This is a genomic window from Gemmata sp. SH-PL17 (genome assembly GCF_001610855.1).
GTDB classification, from domain to species: Bacteria; Planctomycetota; Planctomycetia; order Gemmatales; family Gemmataceae; genus Gemmata; species Gemmata massiliana.
The window spans coordinates 1,466,983-1,486,106 of the sequence record NZ_CP011271.1; the positions used below are offsets into that span (position 1 = coordinate 1,466,983).

Consider the following 19,124-nt stretch of genomic DNA (forward strand, 5'->3'; position numbering starts at 1 on the left):
GAAACGCGGCCGGCGCGTTCTGATGGGGAGCGAACCCGTTAGGGCGTTACGTCATCGTATTCGATCGCCGCACTCTTTACTTCCGCGTCCAAGAGCCTGTTCACGTCCAGGTTGCGGTACGCGACGACCAAATCGTCTGCGTTTTTGAGCCGGATGGACAATGTGACGCGCTGCTTCCCATTACTCGATGTGGCATGAACACGGATGATTGCGAGTCGGTCCGGCGGCTCGTCGAACAGTTTTAGCTGCTTTGGATCGATTTTGAATGTGGAGAGCAAGTCCCGGACGGTACGCAGTTCTGCGAGCCGCCCTCCGACTTTTGTTTGCTGCTCGGCCTGCTGTCGTGATAGCGATGCCGTCGGAGGTGTGGCCGAACTCGGGAGGGGACAGAGGACGATCAGTGCGACCGGGGCGAACGCAATGACGGCTCGAAGCACGGTCAGAACCTCCAGCAATCGGCCCGGTACTCGCTCCTGTACCAAATCGACGGCTTCCGGCCCTCTTTAATCACTATAACCGCTTTCACCGCAAGGGGAAACGGAATGGGTAAAGTAACTATATTCCACCTTTCCAGAAAGCAACACGCAGCAAAAATTAGGCGCGCGAGCACAGCTCCAAGAAGGATTTCCCGTAGGTGAGAACTGTCCAGGTTCCTAGATTTAGTGGACGGATTGACAGATTGCCAGGGCCGGACCATGACGGACGCCACTTGAACGAATGCGAGGAAGTTGCGGGCCGTCTTCTCGTAGCGGGTACCGGGCGGCCCCGGTCCGGCGTCCGCGTCTGGGCGGCGGTGGTCGTGCGGTGGGTGCGGACGTTTCGCCCACCGAGTTGCGCGAGACCGGGCACGATGGTGTAGCGAGTAGGCGCGAGGCCCTCAATGACCGTTCTCGCAGTGCCGCGGGCCGAGGAGAAGTGCCTAGATGACGGCGCGTGGCGCCGCTACCCGTCCTTAAACAAATTCATTTCCCCGGATTGCTCCGGGGACAAACGGACGCGCTACCTCGCGTCGATCCCGAGAACCTTGCTCTTCTCGGAACGGTTGAAGACGATGTCAACTCGCGAGTAATACCTGTTGGCGGTCTTGTCCCAAATCACTTTCTGATTTTCGTAGATCCAGATGTCATTGAACCCGATTTGGGGGTCCGATTCATGGGTGTGGCTCGGTCGCCCCATCAGCTGCTTGACCTCATCCCGATTCATTCCCCCTGCACTCGTTTGTGAGACCATTTGGGACCGGGCCTCTTCCAGAGTTATCCTCTGGGACTCACTTTTCTTAGCGGATCTGTGTACCACTCTGAACTCGCACGCAGGTGCGCTCGCCGCGAACACGGACAGAGAGATGCAAAATACCGTGCGCATGGAGCCACCCAGTGCGGGCACAGCCTCGCCGAGTGCTGCGGCCCGCGCGCTGCAACTCGTCAGTAAACGTGGCGATCAGCTTACTCGGGTGCACGGGCGGGTGGAAGTGTGAGTTCGATATTCGCGAGATGAGCAGAGGATTTTGCCGCTGTCTTACCCACAGCCGACACCGCTTCCCACACCCCACTGTGTGCGGCAACAAGAGCCGCCATTACGATTGCGGTCAATACCGGCTGAAACGAAATGCAAGGCCTATTCGTGCTCATGCGTGCCCCAGGGTAGGGACCCGGGTGGTACCAAAGACGCGAGAGTAACTGGGGACAGAAAGGCACGGAAGTAAAATCACATCGTGGTGACGGTTACAAACCGCCTCATTCCACCGCTCTGGTATCCCGTCTTAATTTGTGTGAAACTTGCGTGAAATTTTCGGGTATGATGATCGAGCCGTTTCTCCATGTCGGCTGAACATCCCCTCGATTCTGGGTTTACTGATGACAGCTCGTTCCGCACGCCGGGCCGCAGAACGGTCGTTGCCAGTGCTTTTCACGGTATTGGGGCTGTTCGGCACCCCTTCGCTTTCAGCCGCGGAGAAGTCCGAAGTTTTCGCTCCCGGCAAACTGTGGCCGGTCCATATCACCCTATCGGCCGAGGAGTACGCCGCCATCGAGCCGCGCGGCAACCGCGGGTTCCCGGGCTTCGGCCAACCGGCTCCCAAAGCTCCCGACAAACCGGTCGACTCGAAACGGGAGGTACACCGCAACAATTTCGGTACGGACCTGCCGTGGGGTACCGCTTCGGTGGCGATCGGGGATCAGACGTTCGAGAAGGTGGGCATCCGGTACAAGGGTAACGGGACCATCATGGACGCGGCCCGGACCGCCAAGAAGTCGATCAAGATTGATCTCGACCGGGCCGGCGGGAGCGGGCGCTTCGGCGGGTCCAAGTCGATCAACCTGCACTGCGAGGTGACCGACCCGACGAAGTGCCGGGAGGTGCTCGGGTACGCGATCTACCGGGGCGCCGGGGTGCCCGCCCCGCGGACCGCTCTGGCCGAGGTGTGGCTCACTGTGCCGGGGAAGTTCGACAAGGAACTGTTGGGCGTGTACACGCTGGTCGAGGAGGTGGACAAGTCGTTCCTGAAGGACCGGTTCGGGGACGACAAGGGGGTACTGATGAAGCCCGAGGGGCTGCGCGAGTTCGAGGACCGGGGCGACGACTGGAGCAAGTACAAGGCGCAGTACGCCCCGAAGCGGGAACCGACGAGGGGCGAGGCCGCGCGCGTGATCGCGTTCGCGAAACTGGTCCACAAGGGCGACGACGCGACGTTCGAAAGGGACATCGGTTCGTACCTGGACGTGGACAACTACCTGCGGTTCCTGGCGGCCACCGCGTTCGTGGCCAACGGGGACAGCCTGTTCTTCGGACACAATTACTGCCTGTACCTGAACCCGCGGACCAACAAGCTGCACCTGGTCCCGTGGGACCTGGACCGGGCGTTCGCGAACTTCCCGGTGCTGGGCTCGAACAGCCAGCAAATGAACCTGAGTCTGACGCACCCGTACCCCGGGACGCACCGGTTGACCGATCGGCTCCTCGCGATCCCCGAGGTCCGCGAACAGTACCAGAAGCTGCTCAAAGAGCTTTCCGGGAGCGCGTTCTCGAAAGAGCGGTTGCTCAAAGAACTGGTCGAGGCGGAGTTGGCGGTAAAGGCACCACTGGAGCGGGACCAGAAGGCCGCCGCGGCACGCAAGGAAGCCCCGGGCGCGGTCACCATGTTCGTGAAGCCGCCGGGGCTGAAGGGCTTCATCGAGAAGCGGACCGCGTCGGTCGCGGCCCAGGTCGCGGGCACGTCGAAGGGGCACATCCCGGCGGGATTCGGGTTCGGCGGGCCGCCGAAGTTCGGTGCGTTGCTGGCCCCGCCGATGATGGAAGCGATGGACAAGGACGGGGACGACTTCGTGTCGCGGGACGAGTTACTGGCATCGGTGAAGCGGTTGTGGGACGCCTGTGAGAAGGGGCCGGACGGCAAGGTGGACCTGAAGGCGCTCACCGCTGGGTTGGGCAAGTCGCTCCCGCCCGCACCCGAGGGCGCGCCGCCGGGTGGCTTCAACCTCGGCACCTTCATGGCGACGGCCATCATGGACCGGGCGGATGCGGATAAGGATAAGAAACTCACTTCCGAGGAGATGCTCAGTGCTGCAAAGGCGGCATTCGATGAATTCGACAAGAAGAAGGGCGGGAGATTGGACGAGGAAGCGTTCTCGGACCTGCTAACGACCGTGTTCCCGGCGCCGAAGTTCGGCCCACCGCCGGGGCCGCCGAAGGACAAAAAATAGGACCAGTTGCCGGAACGATCTGCCGAGCCCGTTCGACGTGGCGTAAGGGTGCCCGGCCCGTGCTCCGCTCGTCGGTCGGGTCCAATCGGGCCACGTACACCTTTCTCGGAAGTCGCGTGAAGGGAAGACACTCATGGTTCGCGGGGCGCTCCGGGTCGTTCACCACGAGGCGGGCGTATGCGGTCAACGGGTTCACGTCTCGGCCCGGGTGAGATCCGGTTCGAGGCGCGCTGACGCCCCTAAATCCGCTCTGTGTCCCGATTACGAGCGCTCCGCGGACCCCTTCGAGGTCGGCGTGAGAGCCGACACGATGTCCTTCGCCGATCAGAGCAAACGAGCACGGGCCACTTTCCGCTCGAGCGCGGTGACGAATGAGTTGTTCTGCTGATCGTTACGCCGATTGTCGTCGCACCCACACCCATACTCGTTCGTCACCCGAAGCAAACGAGTACAGGGACCGGCCCGTAAATCAATTCCAAGTTCGGTCACAGAGTTGGAAACTCCGAGGCGCTTCTCGTGCCCGCACCGTCACTCCCGACTGAACCGTCCCGCCCGGCCGACGACGCCCGCCTGGCACTGATGAAGCTGCGCATCAAGGACGGTGCCTCGCTCGGTCCCGTGTTCGAGCGCGTCACCGAGGCGGCCGCGAACGTCCTCGACGTTGAGCGCGTCGGGATCTGGCTGCTGGCCGACGAACGGTGCCTCCTCCGGTGCGTCGATCTGTTCGAGCGGGGGAAGACCGTCCACTCGGCTGGCGCGACCATGCGCGTGGACGAGTTCCCGGAATACCTGGCCGCCCTCGGCCGGTGCAAAACTCTTCCGGCCGAGAACGTCGTAGTGGACCCCCGGACAACACGGCTGGCCGACGCTTATCTCGCCCCGCTGGGCATCACCTCGAAGCTCGACGCGCCGATCTACGTCGGCGGGGAGATGATTGGCGTCCTGTGCCACGAGCACATCGGGGCACCGCGGGAGTGGACCACCGAGCAGCGCGACTTCGCCGGTTCGATGGCCGATGTGCTCGCGCTGAAGATCCGCGCCGCCGAAGCCGAAGACTTGCGCGGGGGCTTGCAGGAGCAGGCGGCCCAGTTAGCCGAGTCGCGGCGGGTGGGCGAACTCATCGAGACGGCCGCCGGCGTCGCCCACGACTTCAACAACGTTCTCGGCGTACTGCCGCGAAGTTCGGTACTTTGGCCACGGCGCAAGAGATGCGTGAGAGCGTTGCGACTTGGGGCCAGCACCCGTGGACTGTTGCCACAACGAACACGGCCGGCGCCCTCACCGCCCGATACCGAATGGGGGCAGGAGGGCGGAGGGAGTTGCCTCGCGCGGGGCTTGGCGGACCGGAACCCCAGCGCGAGGGTCTGTGGCTGTTGTGGTCGCGTGCGAACTGGGCAACGGCTTCCAGGGAACGCATGCCCGCGAGTGGGGCGACGATCACGAGGTTCGGAACCACCGGGAGCGTGGCGCCCCGACCGATCACGCGGGTCCGGGAGCGCGGCCAAAACCTCTGTTAACGACGGCGCGGCTCCCATACCGGTCTCCCGGTCCTTTTCCCGGGAGCGCATAACCGAAACTCGCTAAGTTGTCAGAATTAACGAACTAAACAGCCCTAATCAAAGTTTGGGCGGGACGCTGGCCGGAGCGGGTGAATCGTCGAATTTTGGAGTGTTCGATGGAGTCACACGGGTTGGAGCTTTGATTGGTTCGGGTTCGATCGCTGCGCGTTGGGCACCTGGTTCGCTGACTTCGTCTTCGATTCCCTTTAACCCTTTTTTCACCTCGACAACCGTTTTGCCAAGCGAGCGGCCGATGTCGGGCAATTTCCGGCCAAACAGGAGAACGCCGAGAACCAATAGGAGCAGGATCTCAGGCGGGCCGAGACCAAACACAGCGAATAAAGATGCGGACATAACTTCCTCCTCAGTTGAGTGGTAATGTGACAGAACTGGATTGTAGAGGAGGTTGAAGGTAACCCCGCTGGCGTGTGGTCTGCAGACCATCAATAAGTATATCTCTCGAACCCCCGAAGGGGCAAGCGGTGGCGGGAATTTTCCAGGGCCGTGGGGCAGGGGCATTCCGTTATTCACGCTGGGGGATGCCAATAAGCTCGTGTGCGTGCTCGGGATACACGGGCAACCACCCGATGGCCTCGGCGCATCTCTTGGCGGGAACGGTGGCGAACAGGTGAACCGCGGCGTTACGGAACGCGGCTAGCACCTGTGGGCCGCGCCACCGCGCACCCGGCACGGATCCTCGCGCCGGGTCACGTCCCGCACGTAGTGCAACTGGTTCTCGATGCGCCAGTGACCGGACCCAATTCAGAAGTGCTCGCGCACCGGTCCGCTCGGGTGATAGGTTGGTGATCCCGTGCATCACTTCCACCGTGGCCATTCGCTTCACTGCCCGGTTCCGGGGGCCCGGAACCCCGCCCACCGGTCGCGGGCGGTCAGGATCGGAGTGGCCCGCAGGGTTCATCCACCCGTGGCCGGCGCCTTGCCGCGCCGGAACCCGAGCGCGTGGGCACGCGGAGTCCGTGCGGGCGCCCCCGGCACCGGTGAATCAGGCCCTGTAACCCACACACCTAGGGTCGAAGGATTGCCATATCTATCCAACAAGCATGCTCGCGCCAAGATGATCCGAGGAACGGCCTGCCGAACATCACACGTACATCCACCCCTCACGGGTGAGTCGGGGGTGCGTTGACAGAACCGCATGGTCGGCCGCGCAGAACCCGCGAAACGCCCCGACCGCCGCCAAGACCGCGTCCAGCGCGTCCCCACCGGGGTTGCGCATAATCACGCGCCGGTGCCGGTCACTGATCCGCACCCACTTGTCCGCGTCCGCCAGGATCTCGTGTCGAGTGAAGCGCCGGAGCCGGAGCAGCGGACCGCCCTTGGGCTGCTTGTAGTTCTGGTGCGGGAGCTTGTTCTTCTTCAGGACCGACGACGGACAGCACTCGACCACGACGCGCTTCGCCTTCGGCAACTTGCGATACTGGAATGGCAGTACGGCCGTTCCCGGTGTAGCGGCCAAATGCTGCACCACGTCGCGCATCCCAAAGAACGTCTGGTAAATCATGCGGTAGTGGAACAGGAGGAGCTGTAGAACGCTAGAGAAACCTGCAAATCCCAGTATTCCGCGGCTCTCATGAAACGCTTAGACCGCACAAAAAAGCACGATTTGCGCAGGATAACGTGCGGGAAAAGATGCGGCCCTAGTAGATTTTTTGCGAAAAGTGCGTAACCACTTCTGACCTCGCCGGAACCCTATGAAACGCGGGATAATGACTGCATGAAGCTTCCGGTTCTCGAGCACTTTTTCGGGGTCGATTTTAGCGGCGCGCGGCAGGCCGGGGACTTCATTTGGGTGGCCGAACTGGAGCCGCACCCCCGCCCGCCCCGATTGGCCCTGACGTCCCTTCGTCCTCTCTCCGCGATCTGCGGGACCGCCGAACGCGCCCCTGCCCTCGCGCACCTGGTCGGCTCGATTCTCGAGTCCGAGCGGGCGCTCTGGGGGTTCGACTTCCCGTTCGGCTTGCCCGTGGAACTGTTCCCGAAGGGAACGCCGTGGGAAGAACAGTTCGCCTTCCTGTCGGAGTGGGAAGACGACGCGTACGGGTGCGGGTTGGAGTGCGTCCGGAGGGCGACCGAATTGCTCCAGCGCAAGCACATCCGCCGGGCGTCCGACACCGAAGCCCGGACCCCGTTTGATACGTTTCACTACCGGCTCATTTATCAGACCTTCTTCGGGATGCGCGACGTGGTCAACCCGCTCCGCCGGGCGGCGTGCACAGCGGTGCTCCCGTTCCAGTACCGCAAGCTCGCCCGGGCGAAACGCGTCGTGGTGGAGTGCTGCCCGGGCTCGGTCCTGAAACTGCTGGGAGTGCCGCATCAGAACTACAAGCAGCCCAAGGGCGGGCCACTCACCCGGGTGCGAAGGGCGACCCGGCACGCGATCCTGGAGTGGCTCGAAGGCGCCGTTCGGGTGGGCGACCGGTTCCGCCGGGTCATCATGCGGAACCCCGGCGGGACGCGCTCGACGCGGTCATCGCGGCCGTCGGCGCGGCCCACGCGGTGCCCACGGCCGATCACCGCGCGGTCTCCAAGCACCCCCGGTACCGGTACGAGGGGCACATGTACTTGTGCCAAGCCCCATCTGGAAAGGGTGGTTAACACCCCGGTAAGGCCGGCCTGCCGGGACCAGGTTCCTTTTGCGTCGTCTGGGCAGGCACCGGGGGCCCAGCAGAGAAACCCGTTCGTAACTCGGCAGCCGCGCGGAAATCTTCGCACCGAATTCGGTTCTCGTTGAGCGGTCGCACGATTCACGGCTTCGGGTGTAGGCACGCCACCTCGACCAACGATCAGGGGAAGGTTACGAGAACCCGTTCACGTGGGCCGGAGCAAATCGTGTGCGGTCGGGGTGACCTGGTTCAGCGGGAGCGCGTAGTACCGCGTGCGCCCCAGGCGCCGGAACCCCATGCGCCGGTAGTACCTGCGCAGCCGCACTGTAGCGTCCCGGATGGCCTCGTCCGAGGGAAGCGGCGGGAGCCACGCCGCGGGCACCCGGAGCGCCTCGTACCCTTCGGCCGAGAGCGGGGCAATCTCGCTCACCACGAATCCGCACCCGCCCCCAATCAGGTCCACGAGCTTCCGCACGGCCAGCAGGCCCAACCGGAGCCCGCGCCACTTGGGGCTCAGGATGACGTAGTCGAGCACCAACAGGTCGCACCCGGTCGTCTCGAACCGGCGCACCAGCGGGGCCTTGAAGTCGTACCCGTCCGGCTCGTACACGAACCCGTGCAGGTCGTGCAACTCGGCCGAGTGCGCGTCGCACACGTCGTACAGCCACTCCCCGGCGTCACACGCCCGTTCGGCGTGAACCCGGCGCGCGGCCACCCGCCCCACGTTGGTCACCACCCCGGTCTCGTCGTCCGTGCACCGAATGAGGCCCGCGTACTCGGAGACGAACTCGGTCGGCGAGCCGCCCGGGTGCAAGCTCCCTTGGGTCCGTAACACGATGTCGAATGAAGCCACCGACGCTCCTAGGCTCAGGTCTCTGTGTTCACACGTGCTACCGGGCCGGGGTCTCGTCCCGGCGGAACTGAATCGCCAGGGCCCGCACGTCCGGGTCCGGCAGCAGATTCGTGCCCAGCACGTCGGCCACGAACACGGACCCGTCCCGAAGTACGAACCGGACGACCAGCGGGAGGTGCTCGCCCGGGGCCAGCATGACCCGCTCCAGCCACGCGCTCACGGCCCCACGGTCGTCCGGGTGCACCAAGCCCCACAGGTCCGTGCCCGAGAACTCCTCAACCGTGAACCCGAGGAGCCGGGCCGCGGTCGGGTTCGCGTACCGCACGGTCCCGTCGGCCCCGACCAGCACCTCCCCGTCCGGGCTCCGCTCGACCAAAGAGCGGAACAGCATCCGGGTGCCCCGGAGTTGGTCCGCCGCGCGCTTGGACTCGTCGATGTCGGTGCACGTTCCGAACCACCGGACCACGCGCCCGTCCTCGTCCCGCACGGGTTCGGCCCGGGCCAGGAACCACCGGTACTCGCCGTCGCTCCGGCGCAACCGGTGCGACACCTCGCGCGGGGTCCCGGTGCGCACGGCCGCGGCCCACACGTCGAGCGAGTTCGGGAGGTCGGCCGGGTGGACGACCCAGCCCCAGTTCCACCCGAGCAGGTCGTCCAGGGGAAGGCCCGTGTACTCCACGTATCGGGTGTTCATGTATTCGACGGCCCCGTCGGGGGCGGCGCCGAACACGAGTTGGGGCAGGTTGTCCAGGGCGGTGCGGTAGTTCTGCGGGTCGTTCACAGCGAATCCGGCGGTGGCGAGCGAATACCCATATTATCCGCCCCGGTGAGGGGGCGTGAACTCCGTAGGGACACACCGGCCGAAACGTTCCGAAAGAGGAAACGGTCCTGAAAATGCACACCGGATGTGTGGGTGCGTCGGGGAGAAATGATAACGGCCGCAATCTCGCCCCGGTGTCCCCTGCTGTGGTGGTGCGGGGAGTCGAATCGGGCAGGTCAGCGCGCTTATCGACCCGCAAAAGGACGCCACCCGGACGTGTGCCAGCCTTTACGACTGGCGCCCGCCCGGGTGGTTGCGTGACCACGACGCGTGTTACAGTTCGTGAAAACGGCACGCCGTGCGGAGCGCCTCTCCCTCGCCCCGCACGACGAACCGTCTCAACTCGGAGCCGCCCGTCCACAAGCACACCCGGGGCCAATCCCGCGGGGCCATCCAGAATCTCGCTCCGGCCATCGTTTCTCAGCCGCTTTTCCGTCCTTGATTGTCTCCCCGAACCACTCTCGTTGTTCGGTGTGTGCTCAGTACGCGAGCAATCGCACTCGGAGAACCGCGCACCGGTGCCGGACGCCCTCGCTCAGTCGAACAAGCTCGGGGTCTTGTTTCGGCGCCACTCGGCCAACCGGTAGCCCTTCTTGTCTCGCGGGTTCACGAGCACCCCCGACGTCGTCAAATCGGCCAGCGCCTTGACCACCGTGCCCGGGCCGTGAGCCTTCCCTGCTAACTTCAGTTCGCGAACGATTTCTTTCTGCGTTCGCGCCTGCCCGGCCGCGGTCACGACCGCGAGGATATCCGCCCGGCACTCGTCACGTCCGCCCGTAGCCCGCTTCCGACGCTTGCTGGTCGCGGTCGGCATGACGTGGTCACCGCCCCACACCTGGATGAGGCACGCCACGCGGCCGTCGGCACTCGCCACACGCACCCGGGGCGCAACCGGTAACGCGGATAGGGCCCGCAACAGTTCGCGGGCCGCGCTCTCGACGACGGCTCTCGGGTCAATCATGACTCGTTACCGGAAGGTACCGGAACATTCTCCCCACTGGACCAGCTTAATATTCGGGTGTACAGTTTCAAGCGTGAGGACGGTACTGAACGCAGTGGCAGACGGCACAATCGGGAAAATCGTCATGGTTGCGTATTTCGCCCATTTGGACGCGGACTGTTATTACGTCAGCGCGGAGCGCGTTCGGCACCCGGAACTGACCGGGAAGCCGGTCGGGGTGCTCGGGAACAACGGGGCGTGTGTGATTGCCAAGAGCTACGAGATGAAGGCCCGGGGCGTGAAGACCGGGACGCCCATCTGGGACGCCAAGGAATTGTGCCCGGACGGCGTTTACGTGAAGCGAGATTTTTACTGGTATGAGCTGTTGAGCAGGAAGATGCTGGGTATCGTGGGGTTGTTTAGTCCCCAAATCGAATACTACAGCATCGACGAGTTCTTCTTCCGGGCCGAACCTTCGGCACTAGCGGCAACCGACATCCGGGACCACATCTACGAAACCGCGGGCCTGCCCGTAACCATCGGCGTAGCCCGCACGCGCACGCTCGCGAAACTGTTCAGCGACACGGCTAAGCCCCTCGGGGCCGTTGCCGTTCTGGGCCGGGACCACGAGCGCGAACTCCTGGCGCACATGCCGGTGACCGAAATCAGTGGCATCGCGGGGCGCCGCGCAGCTCGGCTCGCGCCCTACGGCATCCGCACGTGCCTGGACCTGGCCGACGCGGACGGGCGACTCGTGCAGAAGCTCCTGACCAAGGCCGGGTACGAACTCTGGCTTGAGCTTAACGGGCGCCCGGTGACGCCCATCCGGACCGAGCGCACCCCGCACAAGGTGCTCGCGCGGGGCGGGTCACTGATGGGCAATGTGTCGGACCCGACCCTGTTGTGGGCGTGGACCGTACGCCACGTCGAGCGACTCATCGAGGAATTGCATTTCCACGTCGTACGGACTAGCACGCTCGGGGTCGAGGTCGCGTGGAAGAACGGAGAATCGACGGGCGGGCTGTGCCGGCTCGCGTGCCCCTCGGACCGGTTCGACGAACTGCTCGACGCCGCGCGCGTCGCTCTCCGGCGCGCTTACGTACCGGACGGGACCGCCACACACTTGCACGTCATCGCGCCCGAGTTGCGCCGGGCGAAGGGGTTCCAGCTGAGCCTGTTCGATATTCCGGACCCAAAACGCGAAGCTCTGGCGGCGGCGAAAGCGGCCATCAACGCGCGGTACGGTCGGTTCAAGGTGCGGAGCGGGACCACACTGCACCTCCCGAAGGTCTACAAAGACCCGGCCAACGATTTCGACATCTGCGACGTGCGCGGGAAGGTGTGCTTCTGAGGGGAGGCGTTTATGCGCGCCGACGAGTTCGTTCGAGGGGCCATCGAGTGGGTTGCCATTCGAGACGCGGTTCGCGCCGCGTACCCGGGTGACACGAGCGCGTTCTACACGACCGTGTGCGCGCTGTACCGCGAGTTCGCGTGGGCCCATCTGCTTTTTCGTAAGGGGCAATACGCCCCGGCCGTTGCCCGACTACGGTCCGTCTGTGAAGGGGCGCTGAACATCACCCTTCCGGTCTCAGTGCCAACACATCCGAGCCGGGACGAGGTGCTCGCGTTCGCCGTGGCGATTCGCGCCCGGTTCCGGTCCGTGGTGGTCGCCCGCTATCCGGCTGCCTTCAACCAGTTCGGAAGACCAAAGGCCCGGTTCCGGCGCTCGGCGTGAGTGTGGAGGCGGTGAACATCATGTGTGTCGGTGTGGCCCTGGCGTACAGCGAACTCCCTCTCCTGCTTATGGAACAGAACGGCCTCGACGAACGAATCCACGACCGGGGCGGGGAGAAGGAAGTGCGGTTCTACTGGGCCGCGACCCCGACCCTGCTCCCGGTCTGGTGGAACGGGCGGTTGCAAGTCGTTCGGTGGGGGAACAAGGACCGGGCCGAACGGAAATTACCCCCGACCGGGTGGACCTGGGAAGATTCTGTCGCCGCGGGTAAGTGGTCCGCACTGGCCCCCGAGCCAGTCGTCGTGCCGGCGACCTACGCGCTCGCGAACGGGGTGTGGTTCAAACTGAAGCAGGGAATGCGGGGGTTGTTGGTCCACGACCACACGAACGCTCCGGTCGTGTTCCTCATCTGCCAGCCCGCCACACGCTATTACCAGGTGATGACGCGGTCCGAGTGGATGCCGCTGCTCGTCGGCGAGGTCATCTGACCGCTCCTTCTATTGCTTCGGTCACTCCTTCTCCGGGACTCTCAGCGAGTGGCAGGCGCACGATGAACGTGCTCCCGTGCCCGGCCCCCGGGCTCTCGGCCGTGACCGTGCCCCCGTGCATCTCGACCAGGCGCCGGACCAGCGCGAGCCCGATGCCGAGCCCGCCCTGCGCGCGGTCCAGGGTCTTGCCCACCTGGGTGAACATCTCGAACACCCGGGGCAGCATCTCGGGCTCGATGCCCACGCCCGTGTCCGACACCCGGATGACCGCGTGGCCCCCGTCCCGCTCGGCAGTCACCATGACGCGCCCGCCCGGGGGCGTGTACTTGGCCGCGTTGTTCAACAGGTTCGACACCACCTGGGTGAGCCGGACCGGGTCCGCGTGCAGCACCAGCGGCTCGGCCGGCACCCGCACGCCGAGTGTGTGCCCGGCCGCGCTCAGTGCCGGCGCGCTCGTGTCCACGGCGCTCTCGACCACGTCCCCAACGGCCAGCGCCGCCCGGCGCAGCTCGAGCTTGCCCCGGGTGATTCGGGACACGTCCATCAGGTCGTCGATGAGCCGAACCAGGTGGGCCAACTGGCGCTCCATCCGGACCAGGGCCTTCTGGGTGGCCGGGCTCTCGACCGGGTACGCCTTGAGGAGTTCCATCCCGTTGCTGATGGGGGCCAGCGGGTTCCGCAGTTCGTGGGCCAGGGTCGCCAGGAACTCGTCCTTGCGCCGGCTCTCCTCCAGTAGAGCCGCTTCAGCGTGCTTGCGGGCCGTAATGTCCTCGACGATGGCGCACGTCCGGACCGGGAACCCGTTCGGGGTCCGCACCACGGTCGCCGTGACGCGCCCCCAGAGCACCGACCCGTCCTTGCGCACGTACCGCTTCTCGACCGCGTACTGTGAGATGTCCCCGCGCACCAGGGCCCCGAACCGCTCGTCGCTCGCGTCCCGCTCGTCCGGGTGCGTCACGTCGCTCACGGTCCGGCCCAACAGTTCGTCAGCCGTGTACCCCACGAGCGCGCAGAACGCCGGGTTCACGCGCACGATGCGCCCGGTGTGCGGGTCCGCGTGCACCTTCCCGACCCCGGCCCGCTCGAACGTGGTGCGGAACTCCTCCTCGCTCGCCCGCAGGGCCTCCTCGGCCCGCTTCGCCTCGGTCACGTCCAGGTACGTGCCCAGGCACCGGACCGCTTTCCGCCCGACCCCCTCGCCCGCGAAGAACGCGCGCCCCCGGGCCCGGAGCCAACGCTCCTCACCGTCGGGCCGCACGACCCGGTGCTCGACCTCGAACTCGCCCGGCCCGGCCGGGTCGAACGCGGCCCGGACCCGGGCCATCACCGCAACCCGGTCGTCCGGGTGGAAGTGCTCCTGGGCCCGCGCGAACGTGGTGTGCGTGGTCGCCATCCCGAACAGGTCCTGGCTCGGCCGGTTCACCACCACCGCGCCGGTCCGCAGGTCCACGTCGAACGTGCCCAGCCGGGCGATGCCCGCGGCCAGCTTGAGCCGCTCCTCGCTCTCACGCACGGCCGCGCTCGCCCGCTCGCGCTCGGCCGCTTTGAGGGCCTCGGTCTTCTGGTACAGTTCGACGAACACCGCGACCTTGGCCCGCAGGATCGTCGGGACGAACGGCTTGGTCAGGTAGTCCACGGCCCCGAGCGCGTAGGCTTCGGTGGCCGAGAACCCGTCCCCGTCCGCGGCCGTGAGGAAGATGATGGGGGTGGACCGGGAGCGCGGGCGCGAGCGGATGAGTTGCGCGGCCTCGAACCCGCTCAGCCCGGGCATCCGCAGGTCCATGAGGACGACCGCGAAGTCCGCTTCCAGGACCCGGCGCAGGGCCTCGTCCCCGGACCCGGCCCGGACCACGTTCTGGCCCAGGCCCGCGAGCACCACTTCGAGGGCGAGTACGTTCGCGGGTTCGTCGTCGACCACCAGGATGTTGACCCGTTCCGCGTGTGTCCCGAGTTGCGACATCGGCCCTTCTTCGGCAGGAGAGCGACACCAAACACTAGTGCGCGTGCCCCGGCTCGGAGGGCGTACACACCAAATCAGAGCCGTGCGTTCCCAATCGGTTCCGGCATTCGAGTTGCTGGCTCTGAAGTGTACGGGCCGATTTCGTGCCCGGTGCAACCCGGAGAGAACAAAATGGCCGGTACGGCGGAATACGCGCAGACCCGACAAGGCGTGCGAGACCTGAACCATCCCGTGCGCTCGCCCCGGCCCGCGGTGAACGTGGGTCCGGGTGAACAGGCCGCGTCCACGATCGGCGGGGCGGTAATCGCGGGCCTGGGGGTGAGTCAAGGCGGGTGGGCCGGCCTGGCGCTCGCGGCGTTGGGCGGGGCGCCGGCGTACCGCGGGGCTACCGGGCACTGTTCCGTGTACTCGGCCCTCGGAGTGAACGCGGCCCGGTGACGAGCACGAGGTATTCGGGTTGACGGGCAGGAGAGCGAGGATAAGAGCATCGAGCTCTCCGGCCCGGACCCAGGCACTCACGCGGGCGAAGGACCCCGGATGCCGGTCACGACGTCGAGGTGCTGAAGGAACGACTCGACGCCCCCGCACGCACGAACCGCCGCGGCCACCTGCCGGGCGGGCTCGGCCCCGCCGCAACCGACGAGCACCGAGTTCACGAGCGCGACGTTGGCGAGAACCGAGGTCAGGTCCGGCCCCGAATGTGATGAAACGGGTTCCGGGACCGAAGCGGCGACCGCGGCCGGCTCCGGGGCCCGGGTCGTGCGCGCCGCGGCCGCAACGGGAACCGCCTTCGCGGCCTTCTTCTTCAGCTCGCTCTTGATGTTGTGCGCGGTGGTCCGGACGACCCGGTCCGGCGCCGTGACCCCGCGCGACTTGGCTTTCTGAATGACCTCATCGGCCGACAGGTCCAGGTCCTCGGACAAGATGGTACGAACGATGGAACTCATGACCGGAGCCGGCATTGGGGTGCCCTCTTGGAGTAAAGGTGTGACGCGTGTAGCAGTGACGCGGGGCTCTCGTTTATTCAAGAGTGCCGGCCCGCCTGGCGCAAATGCAATCCCTCGTTCCGGTTCCGATTTCCCAACAGGTGGTGCGGGTTGCACCGGATAATCTTTCCAGAAAACCGGAATCGTTTTGACAGGGGACAGCATCTAAGCTGTGGCACTCGCTCAAGTGGTTCATCAGTACCGTTCGTCCGCCGCAAACAATGGACCAGGCACGCGAATGCGTGCCAATAATTGACGTTCGCCAGTCGCGCCGGAAGGTGTGCGTGACCGCGTGGCTTGCCACTCTAAACCGGAGCCCGGCCCTCCGCGCATGGCGACGACCTTTACCGACCTCAACGGACCCCAGATGAGTGATTCCCCGCGCGCCCCACTTTCCGTTCTCGTCGTCGAGGACCTCCCGGACGTGGCCGAGTCGACGGCCGATCTGCTGGCCGCGTGCGGCCACGAGGTGAGGATCGCGTCGTGCGGGGCCGAGGCGCTGCGCGCGGCCCGGTCGGACGCCCCGGACGTGGTCCTGTTGGACATCGGGCTGCCGGGGATGAGCGGGTGGGAGGTGGCGCGGCGGCTCCGGGCCCAATCGACGGGCGAGCAACCGGTGGTCGTCGCGGTCACCGGGTACGGGACGAACCGGGACCGGGTGTGCTCGGCGGACGCGGGCATCGACCTGCACCTGGTCAAGCCCGCGGACCCGGCCCACCTGACCGCCCTGCTGGCCCGGGTCCACGACCTTCTTGTCCCCGGGCCCCCGAAGCGGCCCGCCCGGGCGGCCGCCGGGGCCGCCTAGTGGTCCGTCACGCTTACTTCGGCAGATGGGTACGGGGCCATTGTTACCGCCATCCTCTCAGTCGAACCGCCGCCAGATTCCTCACGGCCCTGTTTGCCCCCGCTTCCGCGATTCGCTCCAATTGCCACCGCGTCAACTCCGGTCGGGCCACGAGCGCGCGGTGGACGGCTCCGTTGGCGGCGGTCAGGCACCTGTCGAACAACTCCTCCGTCAGCCCACAGGCCAACTCGGCGATCAGGACCGCCTGCCGGACGGCCGCAACCAAACTTCGCTCCCCGGACCCCAGGGCACGGTCGCGGACCACGGACGGACATTCGGGCAGGCAGGCGATGTCCCTGGTCATTGCCCCGCCCATCCCCCGGTCCGGGCCCGCCTCCCCCAGCAAGTAGAGGGCCTCGGCGACGGCGGGCTGTAGCGGCCGGTGGGCCGCCAGGTAGTCGCGGAAGGCCGCGTACCGATAGTGCTCTGGGTTCTTGTCGCTGCTGGACTCGAATTCCCGGCCGAGGGCCTCGACCCGCTCACGGGTGACGACCCCCAAGGCCAGCCAGCGGTCGGTGAACCCGAGCAACGACATCGGGTCGGGCAGAGCCATCGGAATGTGCGCCTGGTGGAAGTTCGGCTCCGGGCGGTGAAAATCACGGGGTGGAACAGGTTCCTTTTCCTTGTCCACGCTCATTCTCTTCGACAAGGGCGGGGCACCACCTTTTGACCGGAAGATCCATCTCGGTAAGAGTTTACAAGATCGCATGAATTACACAGAATGCACTCTTTTGCAGCCGTTGATACGGATAGAGAGCACTTGTAGGGAGCACACCTGAATGTGCTTTCGTGCTGGTCGAACGAGGGCACCCGCGGTTCGTTCGTAACCTGGACCAAAGCGAGCGGGGATTTGTTCGTTACCAACATCCGCGCGATAAAACACCTCCGGCGTCCCCAAGATGTTTCTCCTCGAAACAGAAACGATGAGGTTACGCGAGGCGCATCTCAGCTAGGGACGCGTGCTCGTCACCGCCTGACACGTCCGGCGTGACGACCAACTCCAGTTCGGTGACTCCAATCAGGTCCACCCGGTAGTCTTCCACCTCCTCAACCGACCCGCCGGCACTGAAATTCCACCGCTGGCGGACAATCTCCCGACGGTTCGAGGTCGCATCCAACCACCGGAGGACGAACTCTTGCGTGCGTGCATAAGTGCCGATCCCGAACCGGACGCGGATGCGGCGGATGCGGGCCTTGCGCGGCTGCGAGAGAGGCTTCACCGAGACCGAGATGGCTGACGTCCTCGGAGTCACCCGCGAAACCGTATCCCGCTGGTGGTCCGCGTACGTCACGGGCGGCTTGGTGGCCCTGCCGCACGAGCGCAGCGGGCGGCCCTCGGGTTCGGGCCGCGCGCTAAGTGCCGAACAGGCCGCCCAACTCCAGCTAATCATTGATGGGCACACCCCCGAAGAGGTGGGCATCACCGTCCCGCTATGGACGCGGCGCGCCGTGTGCGACTTGATCCGACGGGAGTACGGTATCTGTATCGCGGTGCGGACCGCCGGCGAGTACCTGCGGCGCTGGGACTACAGGACTATAAGGCCAGTGTTTCAGCGGATAGAGCGCGACGATGCCGTGATCGAGCGGTGGATCAAGAGAAGGCTTCCCCAGGTCCTGAAAAGAGCAGCGACGCGGGACGCGTACGTCGTCTTCATCGACGAAAGCGGGTTCATGATGAAGCCACTCGTCCGCCGGGCTTATGCTCGTCGGGGCCACACCTTGGTGCAGCGAGTAGCGGACGAGCACGGCCGCATTTCGGCCATCGGAGCGATCATAGTTAGCCCCCTGCGGGATTGTATTCGGCTCCACTACGGCCTGTTGGCAGACAACGTGAATTACCGAGGTCCGACGGTGGCGCAATTCCTCCGCACACTGCATGCAGATTTAGCCACTCCTATGACGGTCTTCTGGGATCAGATTCCAATCCACGACTGTTCGGCAGTGACCGAGTACCTTGCAATTGCGCCCGACGTGGTGCTCGAACCCTTCCCGCCATACGCCCCGGAACTGAACCCAGCTGATGGCATCTGGCGCTATATCAAGTATGGCCGGCTCGCCAATTACTGCCCGCCCGATCTCTCGGTCCTGCGTAGTAGAGTCACGAGTGAGTTTGAGCGGCTGCAAGGTAAACCCGACCTGCTCAAGTCATTCGTTCGCTTTACGAAACTTCCCCTCCATCTCTAGCCGGAAAGTGCTCCAACGCCAGGCGCACACTTGAGGCGACCAAACCCTTGGCTCGTGAACGCATACATCGTACCGTCGCCACCGTGCCGTCGCCCCGCTCTTGCAGGGCTACGATCTTGGTTCGAGCGAAGAGGACGGAACCCACGTTTTGCTCATCGACCGCGAGGAGAGTCGCGCCACCGTGGCGACGACAGAAGCGGCCCGCACCTTTCTCTTCGGGCAGCATCCGCCCGCACCTGAAATGACTCCGGAAGAGCAGGAAGCGGTCCAGCGGGAGTTCATGCGACTGCTCGACGAGATGCGGAGCCGGCCGATCGACCACGAGGCCATCGCACGTCAGATGGAGGAACAGCGCGGCCGGATGGGCAGAATGATGTCGTGGCTGGATCAGTGTCCCGTTCCACCACAGCAGGGGCCGACGCCGTAAGCGAAA

At 65.3% G+C, this 19,124-nt stretch carries 20 protein-coding genes; 10 read left to right on the top strand and 10 right to left on the bottom strand.

Going from position 1 to position 19,124, the window contains the following annotated elements:
* Positions 1-38 precede the first annotated feature (38 nt).
* Positions 39-437, bottom strand: coding sequence for a hypothetical protein (locus VT84_RS06025; RefSeq protein ID WP_157469219.1), 399 nt, complete (start codon positions 435-437; stop codon positions 39-41).
* 1,416 nt (positions 438-1,853) lie between these two features.
* Here VT84_RS06025 and VT84_RS06035 point away from each other — a divergent pair.
* Both VT84_RS06035 and VT84_RS06045 read left to right on the top strand, forming a co-directional pair.
* Positions 1,854-3,698: a CotH kinase family protein gene (locus VT84_RS06035; RefSeq protein ID WP_082838859.1), complete on the top strand. Its 1,845-nt coding sequence runs from the start codon at positions 1,854-1,856 to the stop codon at positions 3,696-3,698.
* Between the two features lie 516 nt (positions 3,699-4,214).
* Positions 4,215-5,282: a GAF domain-containing protein gene (locus VT84_RS06045; RefSeq protein ID WP_052560751.1), complete on the top strand. Its 1,068-nt coding sequence runs from the start codon at positions 4,215-4,217 to the stop codon at positions 5,280-5,282.
* Positions 5,283-5,314: 32 nt separating this feature from the next.
* On the opposite strand, the gene VT84_RS06050 is transcribed toward VT84_RS06045, so the two are convergent.
* The gene (locus tag VT84_RS06050; RefSeq protein ID WP_052560752.1) at positions 5,315-5,611 is read right to left on the bottom strand and encodes a twin-arginine translocase TatA/TatE family subunit; all 297 of its coding nucleotides are present in this window, start codon (positions 5,609-5,611) and stop codon (positions 5,315-5,317) included.
* 748 nt (positions 5,612-6,359) lie between these two features.
* Entirely contained in the window at positions 6,360-6,779 is a 420-nt protein-coding gene (locus VT84_RS06055) for a DUF429 domain-containing protein (protein WP_082838860.1), read from the bottom strand.
* Between the two features lie 213 nt (positions 6,780-6,992).
* Here VT84_RS06055 and VT84_RS06060 point away from each other — a divergent pair, with 213 nt between their 5' ends.
* A complete protein-coding gene (locus VT84_RS06060) occupies positions 6,993-8,009 on the top strand; it encodes a DUF429 domain-containing protein (RefSeq protein ID WP_082838861.1) in 1,017 nt (338 codons plus the stop codon).
* Between the two features lie 77 nt (positions 8,010-8,086).
* On the opposite strand, the gene VT84_RS06065 is transcribed toward VT84_RS06060, so the two are convergent.
* From VT84_RS06065 to VT84_RS06075, 3 genes are all read right to left on the bottom strand, one after another.
* The gene (locus VT84_RS06065) at positions 8,087-8,734 is read right to left on the bottom strand and encodes a hypothetical protein (protein ID WP_082838862.1); all 648 of its coding nucleotides are present in this window, start codon (positions 8,732-8,734) and stop codon (positions 8,087-8,089) included.
* Between the two features lie 37 nt (positions 8,735-8,771).
* Positions 8,772-9,515 carry a PAS domain-containing protein gene (locus tag VT84_RS06070; RefSeq protein ID WP_082838863.1) on the bottom strand — a complete coding sequence of 248 codons (744 nt, stop codon included), beginning with the start codon at positions 9,513-9,515 and terminating at the stop codon, positions 8,772-8,774.
* A 574-nt stretch (positions 9,516-10,089) separates the two neighbouring features.
* Positions 10,090-10,515 carry a hypothetical protein gene (locus tag VT84_RS06075; protein ID WP_082838864.1) on the bottom strand — a complete coding sequence of 142 codons (426 nt, stop codon included), beginning with the start codon at positions 10,513-10,515 and terminating at the stop codon, positions 10,090-10,092.
* Positions 10,516-10,639: 124 nt separating this feature from the next.
* Between VT84_RS06075 and VT84_RS06080 the strand changes: the two genes are divergently transcribed.
* From VT84_RS06080 to VT84_RS06090, 3 genes are read left to right on the top strand one after another with little or no spacing between them, the layout of a single operon-like run.
* Positions 10,640-11,845 carry a nucleotidyltransferase gene (locus VT84_RS06080; RefSeq protein ID WP_082838865.1) on the top strand — a complete coding sequence of 402 codons (1,206 nt, stop codon included), beginning with the start codon at positions 10,640-10,642 and terminating at the stop codon, positions 11,843-11,845.
* Positions 11,846-11,857: 12 nt separating this feature from the next.
* A complete protein-coding gene (locus tag VT84_RS06085; RefSeq protein WP_082838866.1) occupies positions 11,858-12,229 on the top strand; it encodes a hypothetical protein in 372 nt (123 codons plus the stop codon).
* The gene (locus VT84_RS06090; RefSeq protein WP_239465708.1) at positions 12,226-12,717 is read left to right on the top strand and encodes a hypothetical protein; all 492 of its coding nucleotides are present in this window, start codon (positions 12,226-12,228) and stop codon (positions 12,715-12,717) included. Before VT84_RS06085 ends, VT84_RS06090 begins: the two co-directional genes overlap by 4 nt.
* Here VT84_RS06090 and VT84_RS06095 read toward each other — a convergent pair.
* A complete protein-coding gene (locus tag VT84_RS06095; RefSeq protein ID WP_162271606.1) occupies positions 12,710-14,677 on the bottom strand; it encodes a PAS domain S-box protein in 1,968 nt (655 codons plus the stop codon). The genes VT84_RS06090 and VT84_RS06095 overlap by 8 nt on opposite strands.
* A gap of 171 nt (positions 14,678-14,848) precedes the next feature.
* On the opposite strand from VT84_RS06095, the gene VT84_RS06100 reads away from it, so the two are divergent.
* Positions 14,849-15,115: a DUF2892 domain-containing protein gene (locus tag VT84_RS06100; protein ID WP_082843226.1), complete on the top strand. Its 267-nt coding sequence runs from the start codon at positions 14,849-14,851 to the stop codon at positions 15,113-15,115.
* A gap of 77 nt (positions 15,116-15,192) precedes the next feature.
* Here the strand turns inward: VT84_RS06100 and VT84_RS06105 are convergent, their stop codons facing one another.
* Positions 15,193-15,639 (bottom strand): hypothetical protein, encoded by a 447-nt coding sequence (locus tag VT84_RS06105; RefSeq protein ID WP_082838868.1) that lies wholly within the window; start codon positions 15,637-15,639, stop codon positions 15,193-15,195.
* Between the two features lie 355 nt (positions 15,640-15,994).
* On the opposite strand from VT84_RS06105, the gene VT84_RS06110 reads away from it, so the two are divergent.
* Positions 15,995-16,468: a response regulator gene (locus VT84_RS06110; RefSeq protein ID WP_082838869.1), complete on the top strand. Its 474-nt coding sequence runs from the start codon at positions 15,995-15,997 to the stop codon at positions 16,466-16,468.
* A gap of 43 nt (positions 16,469-16,511) precedes the next feature.
* Here the strand turns inward: VT84_RS06110 and VT84_RS06115 are convergent, their stop codons facing one another.
* Positions 16,512-17,156 carry a hypothetical protein gene (locus tag VT84_RS06115; protein ID WP_157469221.1) on the bottom strand — a complete coding sequence of 215 codons (645 nt, stop codon included), beginning with the start codon at positions 17,154-17,156 and terminating at the stop codon, positions 16,512-16,514.
* Between the two features lie 280 nt (positions 17,157-17,436).
* Complete coding sequence (locus VT84_RS39455) at positions 17,437-17,727, bottom strand: hypothetical protein (protein ID WP_162271607.1); 291 nt, start codon at positions 17,725-17,727, stop codon at positions 17,437-17,439.
* Between the two features lie 10 nt (positions 17,728-17,737).
* Here VT84_RS39455 and VT84_RS06125 point away from each other — a divergent pair, with 10 nt between their 5' ends.
* Both VT84_RS06125 and VT84_RS06130 read left to right on the top strand, forming a co-directional pair.
* Positions 17,738-18,691 (top strand): IS630 family transposase, encoded by a 954-nt coding sequence (locus VT84_RS06125; protein ID WP_239465710.1) that lies wholly within the window; start codon positions 17,738-17,740, stop codon positions 18,689-18,691.
* A gap of 148 nt (positions 18,692-18,839) precedes the next feature.
* The gene (locus VT84_RS06130; protein ID WP_082838873.1) at positions 18,840-19,118 is read left to right on the top strand and encodes a hypothetical protein; all 279 of its coding nucleotides are present in this window, start codon (positions 18,840-18,842) and stop codon (positions 19,116-19,118) included.
* Positions 19,119-19,124 lie beyond the last annotated feature (6 nt).